At 53.0% G+C, this 19,431-nt stretch carries 23 protein-coding genes; 10 read left to right on the top strand and 13 right to left on the bottom strand.

The genetic code is table 11. The annotated features are described in order from the left end of the window. Positions 1–99: 99 nt before the first annotated feature. The 3 genes from ispF (at position 100) to R2K28_RS15935 (ending at position 2,848) form a co-directional block, all read left to right on the top strand. A complete protein-coding gene (gene ispF / locus R2K28_RS15945) occupies positions 100–585 on the top strand; it encodes a 2-C-methyl-D-erythritol 2,4-cyclodiphosphate synthase (RefSeq protein WP_316365962.1) in 486 nt (161 codons plus the stop codon). Beyond that, positions 575–1,618 carry a tRNA pseudouridine(13) synthase TruD gene (gene truD / locus R2K28_RS15940; RefSeq protein WP_316365960.1) on the top strand — a complete coding sequence of 348 codons (1,044 nt, stop codon included), beginning with the start codon at positions 575–577 and terminating at the stop codon, positions 1,616–1,618. Before ispF ends, truD begins: the two co-directional genes overlap by 11 nt. Before the next feature lie 186 nt (positions 1,619–1,804). After that, positions 1,805–2,848: an Sfum_1244 family protein gene (locus R2K28_RS15935; RefSeq protein ID WP_316365958.1), complete on the top strand. Its 1,044-nt coding sequence runs from the start codon at positions 1,805–1,807 to the stop codon at positions 2,846–2,848. A gap of 26 nt (positions 2,849–2,874) precedes the next feature. Here the strand turns inward: R2K28_RS15935 and R2K28_RS15930 are convergent, their stop codons facing one another. Further along, positions 2,875–3,198: a hypothetical protein gene (locus tag R2K28_RS15930; protein ID WP_316365955.1), complete on the bottom strand. Its 324-nt coding sequence runs from the start codon at positions 3,196–3,198 to the stop codon at positions 2,875–2,877. A gap of 99 nt (positions 3,199–3,297) precedes the next feature. Here R2K28_RS15930 and R2K28_RS15925 point away from each other — a divergent pair, with 99 nt between their 5' ends. Next, on the top strand, positions 3,298–3,684 hold the full coding sequence (locus tag R2K28_RS15925) for a hypothetical protein (protein WP_316365953.1): 387 nt from the start codon (positions 3,298–3,300) through the stop codon (positions 3,682–3,684). After that, a complete protein-coding gene (locus tag R2K28_RS15920; RefSeq protein ID WP_316365951.1) occupies positions 3,674–4,348 on the top strand; it encodes a Fe2+-dependent dioxygenase in 675 nt (224 codons plus the stop codon). The genes R2K28_RS15925 and R2K28_RS15920 overlap by 11 nt, the downstream gene beginning before the upstream one ends. 22 nt (positions 4,349–4,370) lie before the next feature. Here the strand turns inward: R2K28_RS15920 and R2K28_RS15915 are convergent, their stop codons facing one another. Next, the gene (locus R2K28_RS15915; RefSeq protein ID WP_316365949.1) at positions 4,371–4,568 is read right to left on the bottom strand and encodes a hypothetical protein; all 198 of its coding nucleotides are present in this window, start codon (positions 4,566–4,568) and stop codon (positions 4,371–4,373) included. A gap of 485 nt (positions 4,569–5,053) precedes the next feature. On the opposite strand from R2K28_RS15915, the gene R2K28_RS15910 reads away from it, so the two are divergent. Then, positions 5,054–5,800: a hypothetical protein gene (locus R2K28_RS15910; RefSeq protein ID WP_316365947.1), complete on the top strand. Its 747-nt coding sequence runs from the start codon at positions 5,054–5,056 to the stop codon at positions 5,798–5,800. Positions 5,801–6,113: 313 nt separating this feature from the next. Here R2K28_RS15910 and R2K28_RS15905 read toward each other — a convergent pair whose 3' ends face one another. The 4 genes from R2K28_RS15905 to R2K28_RS15890 all read right to left on the bottom strand — a co-directional run bounded on the left by R2K28_RS15905 (position 6,114) and on the right by R2K28_RS15890 (position 10,838). Then, on the bottom strand, positions 6,114–6,284 hold the full coding sequence (locus R2K28_RS15905; protein WP_316365945.1) for a hypothetical protein: 171 nt from the start codon (positions 6,282–6,284) through the stop codon (positions 6,114–6,116). A gap of 756 nt (positions 6,285–7,040) precedes the next feature. Further along, a complete protein-coding gene (locus tag R2K28_RS15900) occupies positions 7,041–7,622 on the bottom strand; it encodes an RNA polymerase sigma factor (RefSeq protein WP_316365943.1) in 582 nt (193 codons plus the stop codon). A gap of 329 nt (positions 7,623–7,951) precedes the next feature. Further along, positions 7,952–8,722 (bottom strand): hypothetical protein, encoded by a 771-nt coding sequence (locus tag R2K28_RS15895; RefSeq protein WP_316365941.1) that lies wholly within the window; start codon positions 8,720–8,722, stop codon positions 7,952–7,954. A 40-nt stretch (positions 8,723–8,762) separates the two neighbouring features. Continuing rightward, positions 8,763–10,838, bottom strand: coding sequence for a serine/threonine-protein kinase (locus R2K28_RS15890; RefSeq protein WP_316365939.1), 2,076 nt, complete (start codon positions 10,836–10,838; stop codon positions 8,763–8,765). 134 nt (positions 10,839–10,972) lie between these two features. On the opposite strand from R2K28_RS15890, the gene R2K28_RS15885 reads away from it, so the two are divergent. Further along, on the top strand, positions 10,973–11,743 hold the full coding sequence (locus R2K28_RS15885; RefSeq protein ID WP_316365936.1) for a hypothetical protein: 771 nt from the start codon (positions 10,973–10,975) through the stop codon (positions 11,741–11,743). Position 11,744: 1 nt separating this feature from the next. Here R2K28_RS15885 and R2K28_RS15880 read toward each other — a convergent pair whose 3' ends face one another. Then, complete coding sequence (locus R2K28_RS15880) at positions 11,745–12,305, bottom strand: sigma-70 family RNA polymerase sigma factor (RefSeq protein ID WP_316365934.1); 561 nt, start codon at positions 12,303–12,305, stop codon at positions 11,745–11,747. Positions 12,306–12,461: 156 nt separating this feature from the next. Here R2K28_RS15880 and R2K28_RS15875 point away from each other — a divergent pair, with 156 nt between their 5' ends. Then, positions 12,462–13,391, top strand: a complete 930-nt coding sequence (locus R2K28_RS15875) for a hypothetical protein (protein WP_316365933.1) — start codon at positions 12,462–12,464, stop codon at positions 13,389–13,391. Positions 13,392–14,068: 677 nt separating this feature from the next. Here R2K28_RS15875 and R2K28_RS15870 read toward each other — a convergent pair. Together R2K28_RS15870 and R2K28_RS15865 are read right to left on the bottom strand one after the other, a co-directional pair. Further along, entirely contained in the window at positions 14,069–15,121 is a 1,053-nt protein-coding gene (locus tag R2K28_RS15870; RefSeq protein WP_316365931.1) for a serine/threonine protein kinase, read from the bottom strand. A 113-nt stretch (positions 15,122–15,234) separates the two neighbouring features. After that, the gene (locus tag R2K28_RS15865; RefSeq protein ID WP_316365930.1) at positions 15,235–15,672 is read right to left on the bottom strand and encodes a hypothetical protein; all 438 of its coding nucleotides are present in this window, start codon (positions 15,670–15,672) and stop codon (positions 15,235–15,237) included. Between the two features lie 314 nt (positions 15,673–15,986). Between R2K28_RS15865 and R2K28_RS15860 the strand changes: the two genes are divergently transcribed. Further along, a complete protein-coding gene (locus R2K28_RS15860; RefSeq protein WP_316365929.1) occupies positions 15,987–16,451 on the top strand; it encodes a hypothetical protein in 465 nt (154 codons plus the stop codon). Between the two features lie 114 nt (positions 16,452–16,565). After that, positions 16,566–17,132: a lipid-binding SYLF domain-containing protein gene (locus R2K28_RS15855; protein ID WP_316365928.1), complete on the top strand. Its 567-nt coding sequence runs from the start codon at positions 16,566–16,568 to the stop codon at positions 17,130–17,132. A gap of 131 nt (positions 17,133–17,263) precedes the next feature. On the opposite strand, the gene R2K28_RS15850 is transcribed toward R2K28_RS15855, so the two are convergent. From R2K28_RS15850 to R2K28_RS15835, 4 genes are all read right to left on the bottom strand, one after another. Continuing rightward, entirely contained in the window at positions 17,264–17,608 is a 345-nt protein-coding gene (locus tag R2K28_RS15850) for a TusE/DsrC/DsvC family sulfur relay protein (protein ID WP_316365926.1), read from the bottom strand. Between the two features lie 82 nt (positions 17,609–17,690). Next, positions 17,691–18,359 (bottom strand): type I-MYXAN CRISPR-associated protein Cas6/Cmx6, encoded by a 669-nt coding sequence (locus R2K28_RS15845; RefSeq protein ID WP_316365924.1) that lies wholly within the window; start codon positions 18,357–18,359, stop codon positions 17,691–17,693. Continuing rightward, on the bottom strand, positions 18,360–19,076 hold the full coding sequence (locus R2K28_RS15840; protein WP_316365922.1) for a hypothetical protein: 717 nt from the start codon (positions 19,074–19,076) through the stop codon (positions 18,360–18,362). It lies immediately after the preceding gene. A 40-nt stretch (positions 19,077–19,116) separates the two neighbouring features. Next, positions 19,117–19,272: a sulfur relay protein DsrC gene (locus tag R2K28_RS15835; RefSeq protein WP_442871406.1), complete on the bottom strand. Its 156-nt coding sequence runs from the start codon at positions 19,270–19,272 to the stop codon at positions 19,117–19,119. Positions 19,273–19,431: the final 159 nt, after the last annotated feature.

The raw sequence follows: 19,431 nt of genomic DNA, 5'->3' as shown, positions 1-19,431 counted from the left end.
CATTGATTGTGCGGGCGGTATTTGGTCCTGGCTTTCCGTACAATGCTAGATCATATTATCGACCCGAGTGGTTGACTCTTTAAAAGAATGGTGACTCCCATGCGTATAGGACAGGGCTATGACGCCCACCGTTTTGAACCCGGCAAACGTCTGGTGCTAGGGGGTGTCGCAGTGCCCCATGATCAGGGTTTGAAGGCCCATTCGGATGGGGATGTTCTGATTCACGCCCTGTGCGATGCCCTGCTTGGTGCGGCCGGTCTTGGGGATATCGGCAGGCATTTCCCGGATGATGACGCCTCCTATGCGGGGATCGACAGCAGGGTGTTGCTACGCCGGGTGATGCAGCTTCTCCATAGCAGTGGCTTGCAGGTGTCCAATGCGGATCTGACCATTATTGCCCAGCGCCCAAAACTGGCCCCCTATATCGCTGCCATGCGTGACTGCCTGGCCGAAGATCTGGGGCTGGAGGCGCAGCGAGTCAACATAAAGGCGACCACCACCGAAGGCATGGGCTTCACCGGGCGCGAAGAAGGGATTGCCGCCCTGGCGGCCGTGTTGCTGGAGGGGCCTGAGCTTGACGACTGATACTCCCTGGCAACCCCTGGAAAGCATGCCGCGTGTCTGCGGTAACTCGCCGGGGAGCGGGGTGATCCGCGCATTCCCCGAGGATTTTCAGGTCGATGAGGTGTTGGGTTTCGAAGCGGACGGTGATGGTGAACATCTGCTGTTGCATATCAAAAAGCGCCAGACCAATACCCACTGGCTGGCCGGCCAGCTGGCCGGGTTGGCGGGCATCCCGGCAAAGGATGTCAGTTATGCGGGCATGAAAGACCGGCATGCGGTGACCACCCAGTGGTTCTCCCTGCGCATGGCGGGACGGCCCGAGCCGGATTGGGGTCAGCTGGACAACGACCTTATTCAGGTCCTGCAGGTGCAGCGGCACCGGCGCAAGCTGCGACGCGGTGCCCTGCGGGGGAATCGATTTCAAATCCGTATTCGGGATCTGAGCGCTGACAGGGCGGAACTGGAACAGGGTCTTATCCAATTGCGGGATTCAGGGATGCCCAACTATTTCGGTGAACAGCGCTTCGGCCATGACTACCAGAACCTTGCCCTGGCGGAGCAACTCTTCTCCCAACCCCGGTCGTCCATGAAGCGGCAGCTGCGCGGACTGGTGATATCCGCGGTGCGGTCCCAATTCTTCAATCAGGTCCTGGCAGAGCGTATCCGGCAGGGGAACTGGAATCAGCCGTTAGCGGGGGATTACTTCAACCTTGATGGCAGTCGCTCGGGGTTTGCCCATGACCAGGCAGAGAACGCCGAGCTTTCGCGACGCTGTGGATTGCAGGATATCCATCCCAGCGGACCTCTTTGGGGACGGGGGCTCCCCCTGGTCAACGGTCTGGCCGGTGAACTGGAAGCCAGGGTGCTTTCCGGGTTCGAGAGCTGGCGCTATGGCCTCGAGCATGTAGGCCTGGAGCAGGAGCGCAGACCGCTACGGGTACGCCTGCAGGATCTCATATGGGGTTTTCCCGAGGATGGCTGCCTTGAAGTGAGATTTTTTCTGCCTGCAGGCTGTTTTGCTACCGCAATGTTGAGAGAAATTATCGAGTATTGAGCGATTTGCAGCCTTGGGCTAGTCGAAGCGGCGGCTTGAATACCCTGAAGAATGGGGGTGGTAAATGAGGCCTGTCTGGATAGGATTTAAGCATATGCCCGACGCTTTTCCCCGCGGGTGAGGATGCAGGATTATGATAGTCACCAATAGTGTCACACCTCTGCCGTTTCCTGGCGAGGCAGATCAATGAATGGTTCGCTGCGCCAACTCTGCTGTACCGTGCAGAGGAATTGCCATATCTCCGATGCACGCCATGGCGCCGACTATGGCCTCTGCACCTACCTGTTGAAGATGCGCGAGTATTACCGCTGGGAGAACGGTCTCGACTACGGGGTTGCCTTGACCAACGAGTCCGTGGGCGAGTGGCTGACTGAACGGGAGAGACTCTGGGACTCCCTCAGCGATGACGACTTCGCACCCCTGCCATTCGAGGGGGAGTCCATCGATCCCTTCGATGTGGATAGGGTCAATCAACTCCTCGACCCCTACGGCCTGGTCTACAGCGCCGGCTATGGGTTGAAGGGCAAGCCCCTCTTTTTTCTTGGTCACCTGGAGCGCCGGGAGGAGCCGGGTGGCGCCTCGGTCTGGGTTGCCGGGCGCGAGCTGGCGCGGGATCTGATGGCCCCAGCGGCGATGAGTCAAGGGGATCGAATCTATATCCGCCGCGAGTCGTTCCGGCGCCTGCTGTGGGAGCGACTGGAAAACTGGCGCTGGCACCGCCCGGACAACGCCATGGGCCGAGCCTTCAACTACTACGATTTCGAGGAAAATCTTGAACAGGCCCTCGATGAGATGGTGGAGAAGGAGCTGGATGTGGTGCTGCTCCACGAGCAGGGGGAGTATCAGGCGGGCAGGGTGCTGGGGGAGAACTGGAACCGGATGCTCTCCGATCTCGGTCATTCGCCGGCGGAGTTGATGGCGCGTGCGCTGCGTGACCACCTGGCCGACTGCCAGGTGACCCTGCCGAGTCTCATCGAACGGGAGGATCGCGCCTCGATCCACTTCTTTGTTGGCGGCATCACCGGGATGCGTAAAAAACTCTTTCCCGGCCTGATCAGCGCCTATGAGAGTTGGTACAAGCAGGGGGATTGGGAGCCATTGATAACCACTGCCCAGGCGGGCAGGGAACATTGGCAGCGATTGGCGATGGGGTTGCTGAGACTCTACCGTGAACAGCCGGACCGGGCCCGGGTGGAGATCATGTCCCTGCTCGAGGCCAATCCGCTCTAGTCCGGGTGAAATATACGGGCTAGCGCTCAAGTGTTGCTGAAGCTGGTCTCCTCGGGTGAGCCGGTGTTGTCGATGACCACCTGCTTCACCTCGGGCATACGCGACAGGATATAACCCCCCATCATCAGGGCAAGCTGTTCATTGTCGGTCTCCAACGCGGTCAGCAGTTTGCCCGCAACCAGTTGGCAGCGCTGGGTGGGATTAGGATCTCTGACCCAGCTTTGGCCGATCTGCCACCCCCTATCCATATCCTTGTCCATCTTCTCGAATGATTCCTGCATCGAATCCAGATAACCCTCTGGGATCTCCAGGTTCATTGACCAGTCGTCGATAATCAGATTAAGTTGCATGATACTAGAAACAGCTGTAGTGATTTTTACCGGGTAAACTCTGCATCGCCCAGAGTTTCGACGAGTATGATCAGGCTCCAGTGAGGTAAAATCAAGCGTATGGAAGATCGGGAATTGCTCGCACTGGTCGAACTGGGAGGCTACCCCAACTTCGTGCCCCTCTATCAGCAAAGCGGCTATCGGGTGGAGATGGTCAACTCGGTACGCAAGGCCCAGGCCTGGCTGAAACGCCACCGCCCCGAAGTCGTTGTAGCGGAGTACTACGCCGATCCCCAATTCCGCGATCGCATCAGCAACCTGGAATCACTCCTCGCCACCCTGCAGCGTTACGACCTGGCGGCGAAGGTGATCGTGCTGATCGATAAAAAGTATCTGGATAATCTGGAAAAAGTAAAACAGCGCTATCCCTTGCATGCCGTGTTGACCTTTCCCATCGAGACAACGAGCATGCAGGCAGCTTTGGAGGGTATCCAAGATGTTGGTTGAGATCGAAGGCCTGCTACAGCAACCGCAACTGCAAAAGATCCACGAGGTGCTGGCCAAGGCCGAGTTCGTGGATGGCAAACTCACCGCCGGCAAGGCGGCGCAACGGGTGAAAAACAATCAGGAACTCAAGGGCGAACAGAAGCAGATGGAACTGCTGATCCGGATCCTTACCAGCGCCATGGGGAACAACCCAACCTTCCGCTCCGCGGTGCTCCCCTACCGCATGGCCGATCCGATCTTCGCCCGCTACCAACCCGGTATGACCTACGGCGACCATGTGGACGACCCGTTGATGGGACTCAGCGGGCAGCGCTTTCGCAGTGATGTATCGATGACCATATTTCTACGTGAGCCCGAGACCTATCAGGGAGGGGAGTTGGTGGTACGCACCACCTTCGGTGAGAAGCGGGTGAAACTGAAGGCGGGGAGTGCGGTGATCTATCCCTCATCCAGCCTGCATCACGTGGAGAAAGTGACCGAGGGTGAACGCCTGGTGGCGCTGGCGTGGATTCAGAGCTATGTGCGGGATCCGGCGCGGCGGGAGTTGCTGTATGAATTGGATCTGGCCAGGGAGCATCTGTTGGCGACTGCGCCGGAGGCTGAGACTACCGGGTTAGTGGATAAGTCTTATGCGAATTTGTTGAGGATGTGGGGGGATGTTTGATGTAGTCTTTTTATAACCGTTTTCACTGTGCAATGATCTGATGAGCTGTCCAGCCTTCGATCTTATCCGTCTCCACGTGCAGTACGACGTGGTAGTGGTTGGACATAATGGCATAGGTGCTCGCATCGATGGTAAATATGTCGACCATCTTGCGCAGCCGGCCTGAGATCGATTGACGACGGTATTCAAAGCTAAGGCCGATATAGGGTCTTCGCCACACAGCCAGGCGCGGCGTACATAGTGGAAGAGACAATGGTATTAGGTGATGGATCCCAGCCTTAGAAGAGTATCGCAAACGCGCGTCGTCACGGCATTCTTGTTGTGTCTACTATTTATAAAAAATTGTAAATGGATTTACTAAAAAGTGTTTAATAATAGAATTTATATATGATGTTTCTAGTTTCTTGATGTAATGCGGAATGTATAAAAACTGCTTTAATATATTTAGTATATTAAGGTAAACAGTCTATTCGAAGTATCGATAGAAGGGTGCTGGTTATCTTCAAATATTAAAAAATATATTCATGTTTATTAGTAAAATTTATCATTCCTGAAAATAACGAAACTAAATTTATTTTTAATGTTAACTACAACAAAACGCATAGCTTGAAGTTATTTAATATTTATGTTTAGTATCTGCTTGTAGTGTCACGAATATAAAATTATAAAGACTGCTCTTGCCTCGGTTTTTTTAGGAGTAAGAAAATGATTGAAAGGATAGTAATAGAAAAAAATATACACCGTTTAATGCTTTTGTCAGTTATCTTTCTTTGGGTGCTAATGATGTCATCATCAGCACATGCTGCTATCGTTTTCACAGATGACTTTGAAGATATGAGCCTGGATGGATGGGCCCAGAGTAATAGTGGTGGTAGTGCTACGTTTGAGGTAATCGAAAAGAATGCCAGTAATAGGGCGCATGTAGGACATGTGAGTAATACAAGCACAGGTGATGAATCATCATTATCAATGACCTTTGATTATGCTGCACGTGATACTTTATCTTTCGAAATGGAAGCTCTTGCTTTCTTAGGACAATATGGTTCCAGAATTAGACATGGCCTAGCAGGTGTTGAAGTGTCATTCCTTAATACATTCAATGTCCCACTTGGTACTGCAGGGCTTTTCAATGTAACTTCAGACTTGCTGCTTGGTCCAAATGATTCATCGATTCTTAGCACCCAACAAAGTTACTCAGCTACAATGGCGGAATTTGCTGGATTAGCTGGATTGGATAGTTCTGATCCAATCGCTAGGCTTAATCTCTCATTTCTTGCGCAAGGCTCTTTCTCATTTGGTGGAAATATTTACCCGAATGTTCGATCAGGTGGTGACGTCTGGTTTGATAATGTAACTATAGATGCGGTGCCAATCCCTGCCGCTTTGTGGTTGTTTGGTTCAGGTATTGCTGTACTCGGTATGCTATCACGCCAGAAAAAGAAAAGAAGTTAACACTAACAATAGGACCCGCTTACATGGCGGGTCTTAAATTAAGTTCGTGAAGCTTCCTTATTAGTGTTAACAGGCCCTAGCACGGACACTCCATTCAGTAGACAAAATTACTATTGGAGTGAAACATCACAAAACAAAAAGCCTTTACTAAATAATTCAAACTTAAAGCCGATCGGCTATTTGAAACGGTTGATAAAGATGGTGTAATCCTGGCTCGCGAGTTTGGTTTCCGAAGAAACCAGCACTACATATGGCAGAAGGAATTACCGGATAAGGGATCAACAGCATTTAGTCGTGCTGGTTGAAAAGCCTCTTACGTCTCGGACTCAGAATCACCAACCTTCTTGTCGGATATAATTCTGGAGTGAATCTCTTCCAACACCGGATTCCACTCTGACTCAAGCACCTCATCGGGATATTCCGGCTCTTCTTGTTCAGGTTCTTCTTTGTGGTCGTATTCGCCAAACAGATTCATGACTAACATAATCTCTCTACCTCATCGCTTGGCTCTGATATTAATTAACCCAAGCTTTAGTCATTTACTACCTATCTTCCTTGCGATGATCTCCTGTCTGAATACGTGCAAGAATGGCGCCATGGAAGGCTCGGTTCAGTATATTCAGTTGCTTATGAGAGAAACATCAACTCCAATTCAATCGGTATGTAAGATATATCGACAAAATCACTTATATTTTTAGTTGTTTAGGAACATTTCGATTATTACCCACCCCTTAGCACGCATGCCTATTTATTAAATGAGGTAAGAGGGGGCTTTACCCATAAAAATCCCCTTTCAATATGAATCAGCACCTTTCTTAATGTGCCCTATAAATGGATGCCAAGACATTGGAATCGCCCTCCCTTTGTAAACCCTGAACAGCCAGTAAAACATAATGCATAAAACAGGAGTGGCGGGTATAGCAACTAGATAAGGCATTTGCTCGATCGTCGAGTCAAGCATCTTGATGATTTTGTCACTGAATGCCAAAGCCGCCCAGACAAGGGAAAAGGATATCCGCCAGATATGACGCGTTCACAAGGTGCTGCCAGATATACAACCGTTTACAGGGCCTTTATGGCTGGTCGTGCATAAAGAACTGAGGACCAGTCGACGGCTAGGCCAAAATGAGGGCTGGTAGTTCAATCTCCTGGATTCCGGCCTACGCCGGAATGACGTGTACCATAATTGTCCCAACTCAGGGTTGTCTGATCTGAAACACTCTGTCGTATTCATTGCAGACTACTGCAAACATCCCCTAAGTTCCTCCAACCCCCGACGAATATGCGTCTTAACCGTACCCAGTGGCATATCGATCTGGTTGGCAAGCTCACTCTGGCTAAGTCCCCTGAAATAGGCCAAGCTGATCACCTGTCGTTGTTTTTCATTCAATTGTTCCAGACAGGCTTTGAGTCGGGACCCCTCTTCGCTGTCTGCAAGTCTATCCAGCGGTAAGGGATCTGTGTCGATCTCCTCCGCGATGTAAATCCCGTCAGACTCCAACGTCTCCCGGCGATAGCGGCGTAAGTGATCCAGCGCTTGGTTGCGTGCAATCGCCGTCATCCAGGTCATCGGTGCCGCCAAGTGGCTTCGATAGCTATCCGCGTTGTTCCAGATTTTAACGAAGGTTTCCTGCAGACACTCTTCCGCCCATGCCTCTCTCTTCAGCATATTCAATACGACGCCATACAGTTTTGGCGCCGCGACTTGATACAGGCGGGCGAGGGCCTTTTGATCATTCAGCCCACAGGCGGCGAGGAGTTCTCTGAGTCTTTGATCTCTTTTCTGATTCTTCTCGCCATCTATTACCTTCACGCCTGACATGGCACCCTCCTGGGGATTGATCCTCAGCTATGGGTGCAGCTTAAAATGAAGATCTCTTGCGGAGATCACGCATTTATCACAATTTGGTTCGCATTCCGGTTTGCTGGTGGTGTCGGTATTCTGGGCCTGGAGGTCGGGGCACGGTATTGCAGAGCTACGGTCTGGGAATCTATCCGGTGTGGTTGACCAAACAGAAACTCTGATACTCATCGGCCACTAGGGCCTGTTAACACTAATCCAATGTACTCTGTTGTGCCTGAAAAAGTGCCAATCAAGGCGCACCCCAAGGGCACTTCCTTCAGGGCGCATTGGATTAGTGTTAACAGGCCCTAATAAATCGAGGGTTTGCGCACTGGTGGAGTAATGAAAAAAAGGACCAGAAAAGCTGTCAGAAAGAGTCCCAGGCTCCAACCAGAGAAGGTGTAAACACCGCGCCAGCGAACATTGGCCTTGGACACGATTTCGAAATTCTCCACATAGATCGTCTCGCAGGCCCCGTTACCCACATCATCACGGCGGGTACTGCTGCCGCGTTTGAAGTTGTTGGAAGGGTTTTCATAACTGGCCAGTTGCCCACTGATACGGATATGGTCACCGGGCTCGGCAGACATCAGTTCCTCTTTGACATAGTCGTCATCGACCAGAAGGTGGTTGTTGGAGAGTTGGGTCATGTGGAAGTTGGCCCCGGTCTGCGCGTCGGACCAGTAGGCCCAACAGGTCCAGCTGTCGTTATCGAAGCTCATCTCCTGGTAAACACCGTTACTGACATTGGCGCCCCATATGACACACAGATCCCTCACGTTCAGGAAGTCCTTCCACCTGCTATGATGCCAGATGTCACCGAACGAGTCGGCATCGTGAAAGCTGACTACAACGCCCTCCAGGGTGTAGTCGTAGAGTGGCTTTATCTGGTATCGCTCTCCCTCCGCCTCGATCCAAAATGGAGAGCGAAAGGTGGATTCTTGTACCGGATCGACAAGGCGCTTGATCTCAAAGTGGTCCGGATCGGGAAGACGGTCTTTGTAGAGTAGTGAGAGCAACAGCAGGAGAAATGAGATGATCACACCCCATTTGCTGATTGCTTGTAATAGTTGCAGCATATATCTGTTGTCCAATGGTCAATTGATTGCTAAGAGCTGATCAAAACCCTCCCATAACCGGTCTTCTCTGCTGGCTTTTATCCGCCTGTTGACTCTGATTATCGAGTAGCCGAGCCTGAATCTTCTTGATGTGTTGATTGGCGGATTCATACAGAGAGCGCAATTGGTCGTTGTCGGGATGGTTTTCAAACAGGCTCGAAATGTCGGCGATCAATCGATTCCCATAGTCGGCTTGCGTATCGAGGTCCTCATTGCTGAGTCGCCATTGGGCATTTCTCTCCAACAGGCTATCGAGTCGTCCTTGAAACTCTGCCAACCGCTGTACTTCCAACTGTCGCCGGGCAAGGCTTGCCTTTGCATCCGCAATCGCGCCAGTCAGTGACGCTAATTGAGGGTGCCTGGAATCGAGACCGCGCAGATCCTTCAGCAGGGATTCCGCCAAGTTGAAGTCATTGTTTGACGTGGCAGTCTCTATCTGTGTCATCAAGATCTCTGCAATCTGTGACAGGCCGTTCTTCGCCGATTGGTTTTTCGGGTCGAGTGCCAAGGCTTGATTGAAGTGGTAGTGTGCACTCTCCTGTGGCGGTTTTAAATATCGGCCCGCAATCAATGCGGAAGTGGCGGTTTGTAGATGTCGGTCGATTTCCCGCTGCTTAGAAGCATCCGCCGTTGCCCGGTTTTGCGCTTCGATACGTTGGTGTGATGTGGTGATTCGTTCCTGCAGTTGTGTGAGTTGTTGCTCCTCTGGCCACAACTCTTTCAGCGCCTCCAGTTGTTGGCTGGCTAGATCAAGGGATTGATTCACTATCAATCTCTCCACCTCCAGTACCAAACGCCGCAGAATATTCTGTTCGCCATTCTTCGCGATGATGTTGTCGTTGTCCTGTGTCAACACTTCCCGATAGAGGGCCAGGGCATTGCCGCCTTCCGGTGTTATCAGTTGACCCTCTTCGAATAGTCGGTTCGCGTTGGTCAATGTCTCCTGCCAGGGGGTGGTTGCTGCGAGTGTCGGATCTTCAAGAATCGGTCGCTCATTGGTTATGTTTTGAGTTGCTTCGCTTGCCGTGTTGCTATCGATTTGACTGGCAGGCTGGTTGTTGTCGTTGATCCCGGCTGTATTGTTCAGGTACCAGGCAATCATGCCTACCGCTGCAATGGTACCAACGGCTGCGATGCCGGTCGTCATACGGGATTTAGCGGTTTTGCTTTTCTTCGACTGTTCCGGGACCTCTATAATGCTTGCGTCGCTGTCTGTTGCCGGTGGTTTTTCAGGCCACAGTGCGTTTAGCGGCGTTGCCGATATATCGGGCAGGTCCATCACGCCTTGTAACGCTTGGGCTAAAGTCTCTGCATCGGCTATTCGCTGCTCCGGGTCCTTGGCCAACAGCTGGTGCACGAGCCTTTGCAGTGGTGATGTTGCCCTTGGCAGACTTGGAATTTCCGCCTTCAGGTGTTGTATGGCAACGCTCATCATGCTGTCGCCGCGATAGGGCTGGTAGCCGGTGAGCAACTCGAACAGGGTGACACCCAGGGAGTAGAGATCGGTGCGGCCATCCAGGGGTCTGCCGGCAATCTGTTCCGGGCTCATATAGGCCGGGGTGCCGAGCATGGCGCCGGTGACCGTCATCTGGGTGAGGGACTCGGTTTGGCGGGCGATGCCGAAGTCGGTCAGTACCGCCTGTTGCGGATTGCGGAACAGAATGTTGGCAGGCTTGATGTCACGGTGGATAAAACCACGCTCATGAGCAGCCTGCAGGGCATCTGTCACCTGCAGGATGGTCTGCAGCAGATCTTTCAGCGTAAGCCGCTCGGCCTGGGATCTTAGGTCGCCACCGTTCAGGTACTCCATGGCCATGTAGTAGTGGCCGTCATGTTCTCCGATATCGTAGACAGGAATGATATGGGGATGGTTGAGTTGCGCAATTATCCGTCCCTCCCGTTTGAAGCGTTCGCCGAATTTTGCATCAGCGGTCAGTGCCCCCTTGAGTAGTTTGAGTGCCACACGGCGATTGAGATTTTGTTGAACAGCCAGATAGACATCGGCACTGCCCCCCGATCCAACCTTGCGGATCATGGTGTAACCGGGAATCTGAGTGCCGGAGGTATGAGTGGCCATGCTAAGATGAGGGCATTCTAATAACGGGATGATGTACGCTTCAAAGCATAGACTATTTTGGCTATGCGACCGACCACAATTAATACCGGAAGTTGTTGCTATTATACAACCGGACAAGATCAATAGGGGGCATTATGAAAAAGCGCTGGTTGTTGGCGGGTTTGATTTGGTTTATGTCGACCGAGGCCTGGGCTGATGTGGATTCGAGAATCGACTATGTGGGTGGTATTGCCTTTGGTTATACGAACCTGGAGTTCGATGCCAAGCTCGATTCCTCACCGAGCTTTCAATCCCTGGTGTTGAGCGGGGGTCTGTTGTTCGATAACTATTTCGTGAATCTGAGCTATGCCGACTCGGTGGGCAATACCACGATCTCCGAAGAGGAGGATACCGGTGATGCGGGGCGCAGCGATCTGGATCTGACCCTGGGTTATCGGATCAACGAACAGTTGAATCTATTCGTCGGTTATAAGGACAGTGAAACCGATATCGATTTTAAACTCCGTGACGATGGAACCTTACGCAGGGAGTTCTATCGCAAGGACGGTTGGTTCGCAGGCGCTACTTACAATATTCCTCTCAAATCCGCAGGTACTTTGAGTTTCAACCTGGGTTATGTGAATTTGAAAACGGATGATCGGTTCAGGGCGGATGAGGAAGATGATGACGATGACGACGAGCCCGAAGCCACTGAATTCGATGATCTCAGCGGTCGCCACTCGGGGGATGCGGATGGCTGGAGTTATGGGGTCAATTGGCTGGTGCCGGTGAACGACAGGCTCTATATCAATACCACTTTCAAGATCAACGATTACGATCAGGAGATCAGGTTCGAGGGTGAGACATTTTCAGCGGATCAGAAACTCACCTTCTTCAATGTGGGGGTCGTCTATCTGTTTCAATGACTCAATCCCCCATCTCCTTTGCGAGCCAGGCCTTGGCGAGTTTGATGTCTTCAAACAGGGTGGTCTTTGATACCCCCAGGACCTCCCCCGCCTCGTCGTAGGTCAGGCCGCCGAAAAACATCAGCTCAACGGCCTTGGCGCCGCGCTCGTCGAACTCGGCCAATCTCTGCAGGGCATCATCCAGTTCGATGACGCTGTCCTGGTTGTCGTCGCCCACATAGACCGAACCGTCCAGGGTTGTCTGCTTCAAGCCCCCACCCCGTTTTCCTCTCTGTTTAGCCCGGGCGTGATCCACCAGGATGCGCCGCATGGTCTGTGCGGCCAGGGCAAAGAAGTGTACCCGGTCCTGGGCCTTCGCCTCCGCACCCGCCAGGCGCAGATAGGCCTCGTTGACCAGGGCCGTGGCCTGCAGGGTGTGGTTGGCGCGCTCCCGACGCATGTGGGATGCGGCGAGGCGGCGTAATTCATCATATACCTGGGACAACAGCTGATCATGGGCCCCCTGGTCGCCCTCTCTGACCGCGGTCAGTAGTCGTGTCACCTCTGTTTCGTTATCTGCCATCTGTTATCCCTGAAGGCTGCCGGTTGCCTGGATGGTACTCGAGCCGCACCGCTCGGTAAATATTTCACCGAACGATCAGATCGTGAATGGCGCTCTATCCAGTAACAGGTCAATAAACCTGATTTGGACCCCAACAGCCATTGAGGAAATCGCGTCATGAACAAAGTAACCAGTTATCTCTCTTCAGTAACCCTGATCGTTGCCACCACTGCTGTGAGCTCGGCCGCCATGGCCCAGGGTAATGTGCAGTTCAATCTGGAACCTCGCGCAGCGGGCTCAGGCTATAACCATACCCGTGTTGACCGGCGTGTCGGCCAACCCAAAAGCATCCTGAAAGGCAGTAAGGCCAACCGGACCGTGAAAAGCGAACGGCGCCTTAACCGCCGACTGGGTTCGGAGGTTCGCAGCAACATGCGCCATCGCGGTGATGTGGCCCGCCATGCCCGCCACAACGGGCAGATCAAATCGACCCTGAATCGTCAGGCGAGAAAGCCGAAGGCCCGCTTCACAACCTCTCAGCTATCTCCGGAAGTGCGTCGCAACATGGACCGCCGCGGTAACCTGGCCAAGCAGGCGCGGGTAAAGAGTGGTCCGGGCAGCACAAGTACGACAAAATCCCGCACAACCAGGGTTAGGTTCAATGACACCAAGCGTACCCGGGGCGCCGGATACAGCGCCAGTAAACCACGCAACAAGGTCACCAAACCCAAGGGCATACTGAAAAACAAAAACGCCCTGAAGACAGTCAAGAAGGGCAGGAAGCTGCGTACCCTGGGCAAGGTGGCCGCGGGTGGGGTGGTGATCGCCGGTGGCACAATGGTGGCCGAGACCGCCTTGGGGGTGGATATCCCCGATGCGGTGGATGCCGCGGAGTGGACCTACGGAACCTTCAAGGATCCCAAGCAGGCGCCGCGACGTTTCAAGAAACTGGGCAGAGACTCCCTGCGCACCGTGAACAAGGCGGGCCGCACCCTGACCAATCCGAAAAAGATGGGCAGGAACCTGGAAAGGGGGGCGAAAAAGGCCGGTAAGTCGATCAAAAAAGCTGGCTGCTCAGTGGGTAAGTTGTTTGGCGCCAAGTGCTGATTGGTAATTCTTTATTTACGTTTCAGAGAGTATGAGAACCCGCGCTTGGCGCGGGTTTTTTCATGACTTTTAAAATTGTGTTGGTCTGTACTCAATACGACCATGCTATTTTGGTGGGGCAGGGCCCCACCCTACACAATGATACAGGCCGTAGGGTGGGGCCCAGCCCCACCGAAAAAAGTTGCTTAGACACCATGGGTGTTCTTACTTATTAACACGACATACTTAGTCGCCGGGTTAATTGTTATCAAGTCAATTAAGTAAGTAGCATTCGACTCTGAGATTGAATAATCAAGGTGTACGTCATTCCGGCATAGGCCGGAATCCAGGGGATGAACTGCCAATCCTTATTTTGATCTGGTTATCGAATGCACTTTTCAACCTTGAGTTTGTTTGTCAATTGCCCCAAACCCCAGTATTCCTGGTTTCTGGATTCCGGCATTCGCCGGAATGACGAAGTTTCAGTGTGATCTAATTACAGGAAGACTGGCTTATTAGTTGTTAAAAAGTCACCGCTGGATATGCCAACAACAACTGCCCTGTCTGGTCGTGACTACTACTATTTAAGGAACCTCTGATTAATTCTCTTTTCGTCATCCCGGCGTATGCCGGGATCCAGGAAAATCAAGCGCATAGATTCCGACTTTCGTCGGAATGACGGATTAATCAGACCTTCCTTAAACCAATTTCCCGAGCAGTGCGCTCAATTTGGCACAGGAGCCCAGGCGATTTTGCGGCTCCTTTATCAGCAACTGATCCAGGATGGCCTGAACCGGTACAAGATCTTCTCCATCGCAGCTGGTTGCAGGCAGAGACGGGGCTTCCTTGTTCAATATTTTGTTCGCCACCGCAAAACGATCTGTTGCGGTAAAGGGTTTTTGCGCGGTGAGCAACTCAAACAACATTATACCCAGAGACCAGAGATCAGCCCGGTAATCCACACCCCTGCCGCGCCACTGTTCCGGCGACATATAGCTTGGTGTACCCAGAATCTGGCCAGTGGCGGTCAGTTTGGTATCGGCAAACTTGGCAATACCGAAGTCTATCAGCTTGGTCTGTCCCTGCCGATCGAGCAAGACATTGTTGGACTTGATATCCCGGTGTGCCAGACCTTGAGTGTGCGCCAGGTGTAAAACCTCACACAGGTCAAGGATGATATTGAGGCCTTGCTCAAAGGGCAGGGGCCCTTGTTTGATAAGTTCATCGAGGCCTTTGCCATCAATGAATTCCATGGCGATGGCGGCGTATTCATCAGTAGTAAAGGACTCAAACATGTGGCTCAGGCCAGGGTGGTCCAGGTTGGACAATATCCTGGCTTCCAGGCTGAAGCGATGTTGTGCCTCATCGGCCTCCACGGTGAAACGGGGAAGCAGCTTCAGCGCAACCTTGTCATATTGCGGATGCTCCGCCAGGTAGACCACCCCCATGCCACCGCGACCCAACTCTTTGAGGATCCTGTATTCGCCCAGAGATTGCGGGAGCTGAATCCGGTTAACGGCCTGCAGAGCCGGCGTGATCAGGGCCGGTGTGATGAAGTCCTGATCACCTTGCTCGAGTTTGTCATGGGACGCCAGCAAGGCCTCAATTTCCCGGCGTAGTTCCAGGTCCTCCTCACACACCATGTCCAGGTAATCGCGTCGGTGACTGGGGCTTTTATCCGCCAGATGGCGAAAAATAGACTGTATGAATTGCCAACGTTGTTTATCCACCAAAGCTATTCCATGTCTCATTCAAGGCTCATTCACCAGTCGTCAGCTTACAGGATCTGCTGGCACGGGGTGAAAAAAAAGGCGGCACAAGGCCGCCAAATGGAGAATGAAATAGTTGTTTAATGGTTTCTGTGTTATCCCCAACTCAGACGGCGCAGTTTGATCACCTTGTTACGCTTGTCGTTGCTGCGCCATTCACCGTTGTGAATGGTGATGAACTCGTAGGTCATGCCCTTGGATTCGTAAAGATTGGGTCCTATCTGGTTGTAGATGACAGGCTTGCCGTTATTTGGAGTCACAATGATTCCGTCGTAGGTATGGCGGATGCTGTTGACCCGATTGCTATAACCCTCCAATTGCCAATCCCCGGTCAGGTCGATCTCCTCGTAGGGGTCGCCGTAAACCCCGCTCTCTCTCTCCTCGGCGCGCCTGTTATAGCGGTCGGAGATCTCCTGGATCTTGGCCAGGACATTCGGGTCGTTGAGGTTACGCTCAAGGTTGGCGGCAATGGTGGAGCATCCGGTGGAGGCGATTGATAAGAGTGTTACAAATACCAGGTTCAGCTTTTTCATGGGTCATCTCCAGTAGGGTCAGTATTTATTGGTCCGGCCGCTGATTCGAGCGGTTCTACTGGTTAAAGCGAGCTTTAGGTCACATCTGTTCGGAAAAAAACGAATAAAAGCAAAAACTCCCGAAATATCAACAACAAGCATAATCGGATGTCAGGGCTGCTCGGGTGTTTCGCGGTGTCTGACCGGGTAGGGAGGAGATGGGTGGGTAAAAAAATGAGATTTCTCCGAACGATCTCCATTGATCTGGCGCTTTGATCAGTGAAGGTAGCGGTTTCGCTACCGCCAAGATTACAAATTCTTATTGGAGAACAGCCATGAAATCCATCAAATACACTGCGGCCGCCGCTCTTATTCTGGTCTCTTTTTCAGCCCATGCCGGTGACACCGGCAGCGCCTTTAAGGCCCTGTTCAGCGCTATCGCCCAAGTGGCCGCCCAGCAACAGGCAGATTACGCTGGCAGTCGACAAGGTGGTCGAGAAGAGGCGTACCACGAGGATGGATATCAACAGGCGGGATACTACGAAGAACAGCCGGTTATCTATAACATCAGCGGGAGTTGGGGCATGCGCAGCGGTAAGGTCAACCGCTTCCAGAAATCCTACGACGGTTACTATGTGATTCCTGTAGGAAGGGGTAAAGGGGTGCACTATGTGGAGATCGGTGAAAACCTCTATCAGGACGCGAACAGCTCGGGTACCTACGAAGTCGTCGATCGGGACTACATGATTTGGCGCAGCAACGACAAACGAAACCATGTGATTGAGCTGTTTCGCCAATGATGTGGGGGAACCACTTTGTCGTCCGCCTGTCACAAGCGCCAGGTAATCCAGGGCCTGTCAACAGGCCCTGGTCCTGTCTGGTTATTTTCATAACAACAATGTGAGGAGTTTTTGATGAAGAGAATAGTCTCGAGCGTATGGCTGATGCTGATCCTGTTGCTGCCAATCTCCCAGGCCTGGGCGGATGAATTTCAGGCGACCATCGATCTCTTCAGGCAGGCGGGTGAAAGCGGCAGCTTCTTCGATACCGCCTATGGTTACGCGGTGTTTCCCGATGTGGGTAAGGGTGGTCTGATTGTGGGTGGCGCCTATGGCACAGGCAGGGTCTATGCCCAGGGGACTCACACGGGGGATGTAAAGATGACCCAGCTTACCCTTGGATTGCAATTGGGGGGGCAGACATTCAGCCAGATTATCTTTTTCCAGGATCAGCGCGCCTATAATGAGTTCATCGGCAGCAACTTCGAGTTCGGCGCCCAGGCCACGGCAGTGGCGATTACTGCAGGCGCTTCCGCCACGGCGACCACCACCGGTAGTTCCGCGGGGACCAGCGGTGGTCAACATGACGCAGACAACGTTGGCCGGTATTACAAAGGTATGGCTGTTTTCACCATAGCCAAGGGAGGGCTGATGGTGGAGGCCTCTCTTGGCGGCCAGAAGTTCGAGTACACCCCGAAATGACAATAGCTGTCTTTTCAGCTGGATTCGGCAGGTCGTTTCAGTGAGTTGCTGCGGTAGCCCCGTACCCTGCAAGCGTAGGTACAGGGTAGGGTGCTACCACAGGGGAGCAGCTTTACTGAACCGGTAAGGGATCAGTAACCACCCTTGCGCTTGGTCTCAGGCAGACCGGCAACCTTGCTCGCCTGCTTTGCCGGGCCCTTGGGAAAGTGAATATAGAGGGATTTTGCATCCACTTTGCCCTGGTCGGTCCAGGCTCCCTTGAAATGTTTGACCATGTGGCGTTCATTGGGTTGGTTGCCGCCGTTATTGAAATACTCGTCGCGCAGGTAGTTGATGATCTCCCAGGCCTTTTCGCTCAGCTCGAGACCCTCGCTCGCGGCGATGGCCTTGGCCACATCCTCACTCCAATCAGTGTGATCGGCCAGGTAGCCGTTGGCGTCGGCCTCGATGGTTTTACCGTTTACTTCATATGCCATTGATCTCTCCTTTCAAACAGATACAACAAGCGGGGTCAGTGCCCGTCTAGTTAGGGGTTAATGTATTTCCTGGCGCAGTATCTTATACAGTCTTGTGTGGAACAAACAAGCCAAAACCGCGATTGCGGTGAGGTCCGATACCATACTCCTGCAGGGTGACCGCATCCTCCAGCGACATGCCTGAGACCATCAGGCTGCGGGTCGTGACAGGTGTTTGGGGTGTGGTGAAGGAGGCGCCTTTACCGCACAACACTTTCTTAAACCTCAGGTTGAGTGAGCGCAAGGATTCCACCGCGGACTGCATGAAATCGTCCTCACTCTGATCCGCTTCGCAGATGAGATGGCGACAGTAGAGGGTTGTGGTCATGGCGAGAAACCGGCTATGGGCGGCCCCGATCTCCATCCTGTTGCCGTCGATCTGCAGGGTTTTGCCGGAGAGTTCGGCGGCATCCTCGAGCCGCTGTTTCGGCAAGCGCAGGATCAGGGGGGTGCGACGGGAGAGATAGAGGGTCTCTGAGGCTTCGCTGGGCCGTTCCCAGCCGTTCCCGGAATCGGCGCCATACACCAGATGGAGTCCGGCCTTTGGCTCTTCGGTAAACCAGGGCAGCTCTTGATGTATCGCATCGGAGAGGGACCAGGCATGGTCGACGGGTAGGGTGGGACAGTTGATCTTGAAGATCAGGTCAACCACATTATCGGGCACCACAAACTGTGCCTCATCCGTATCTTCCTGCCAGAACATCGCATTCATTCAATGCACCTCGTCGGCTGGGATTTTCCCCCGCAGGGCATCCCGATCGAACCACCAGTCGTCCTCGACGATGACCTCGAGCACCTTGGCCAGCCTGGGTAGAAACTTGCCCGGATCGTCCAGCTGCATGCGTTCCACCCAGAAATCGAAAATCTCCTGCTCCTCCACCTGGCTGTGGCGCCTGGCGACCTGGCCCAGTAGCTGGTTGGTAAAGAATTTGAGATCCTCACGCTCCTCTCCCTGGGCGCGGATATCCACCACATAGCAGGCCGTCGCAGCGGCCACTGCGGCCCCATCCGAGTTGTCGGGGGTCTCGTCGATGAGATGCTGCAGTATGGCCACACTCAATTCAGGATCGATGGGGAATGTGACACCCAGCCAGATACCATGAGCCAGCGCCTTTACCGCGTCCGCTCGTTCGGATTGGTATAGGATGTCACAGGCCTCCACGGCCCTCAGCCACAGCTCCTGGTCGAGGGCCTGCTCCAGCACACCCTTGGCAATCTCCCAGGCCTCCTGCTGCCTGTCCAGGTCGAGCAGGATATAGGCGGATTCAAGTTGCAGTTCGAATCGCTTGTCGTGGGAGGCGTCCTCAGGCAGGGCAGACAAGGCCTCACATTTTTCATCGAGTTTTAGCTGCAGCAGCTTGCTCGACTTTATGGCGTCTTCCGAACTGTCGTTGTCACCGATAAAGGCTTCAGATTCTAGGTACTTCACAATGGTATTCCCGGTTGCTACTGGGGTCTGTCAACAGCCCCTAGGTGAAAGTCGCTTCGAGGCGGTCTTCCCAGTTGTCGGGGGTGTCGCTGAAGGGGGGTTTGACATCGATGCGAAAGAACATCTCGGTCTTGGAACGCTCTTTCACCACCTCCAGCAGTTTGTCGAAGTTGTCGACCTCTGGGTGTTGCATCATTAACTCACTCAAATACAGCATCTTTGATTTAATCCATGTGGTCTGGCGACTGCCGCGGCAAAATCGCAGTAAAATACTCGGTTATTCATATTGAACCGCATGTGCGATGTAGGATCAAGGGTCTTTTACCCAAGTTTATCGGTAAAACCTACCCTGGTG

Origin of the sequence: Candidatus Thiodiazotropha sp. CDECU1 (genome assembly GCF_963455295.1) — a bacterium.
Classification (GTDB): Bacteria; Pseudomonadota; Gammaproteobacteria; order Chromatiales; family Chromatiaceae; genus Thiodiazotropha.
Note: the sequence above shows the minus strand (reverse complement) of the source record. Positions and strands in the feature narration are given on the sequence as shown.